The sequence below is a fragment of the Bartonella sp. AA81SXKL genome (genome assembly GCF_042196945.1).
Lineage (GTDB): Bacteria > Pseudomonadota > Alphaproteobacteria > Rhizobiales > Rhizobiaceae > Bartonella.
Map to the genome: position 1 here is coordinate 1 of NZ_JBHIRH010000377.1, position 577 is coordinate 577.

Sequence of the window (577 nt, forward strand, 5' to 3'; positions counted from 1 at the left end):
GTAAAGAGACGATCAACAGTGTTAAGACGTTTATAGAGATCTTCAGCCATGTGGGATAGTAGAAAGTCATACCCTTCTTTTGCTTTTTGAAAAGCGCGTTTGCGGAATTGTTCAATGCGTTCGTGATCAAAAATTAAAGGATGCGACATATCGTTAAGGTCTTTTGATCTTTAATGAATATAGTTTTGAGAGAGTTCATTTTTGTGCAAGTTTTGTCAAGTTTATGATGTGAAAGAAAAACAAATTTCTAAGAAGTAAGAGTTTTTAAAGGAATTAAAATTAAAAATAAAAAAAGATTTTTTGTACAGGGAAGCTATAAAAGCCTAAATTAATGATGTTATGTTTTCAAGAAGTGGCTTTAAATGGCGGGAATATATTAAGTAAATTTACTGAGCGCTTGCTAACAATTTTATATCCGCCGATTTGCCCTGGATGTAAGCAAAGAGTTTCTGCTTATGGTACCATTTGCTCTGAGTGTTGGAAAGATCTTCAATTTATTACAAAACCTTATTGTCCTGTTATGGGAGTTCCTTTTGTTTATGATATGGGGGACGGTTTTCTCAGTGGTGAAGCGCTT

Annotated in this window: 1 protein-coding gene and 1 pseudogene; one reads left to right on the plus strand and one right to left on the minus strand. The window is 33.8% G+C overall.

Annotation, left to right across the window (positions count from 1 at the left end; all coding sequences use genetic code 11):
- Positions 1-149 (minus strand): annotated as a pseudogene (locus tag ACFINZ_RS11780) (methyltransferase); the annotation flags it as partial.
- A gap of 185 nt (positions 150-334) precedes the next feature.
- Here ACFINZ_RS11780 and ACFINZ_RS11785 point away from each other — a divergent pair.
- Positions 335-577: double zinc ribbon domain-containing protein (locus tag ACFINZ_RS11785; protein ID WP_375701621.1), on the plus strand; the 243-nt coding region annotated here is incomplete at its 3' end.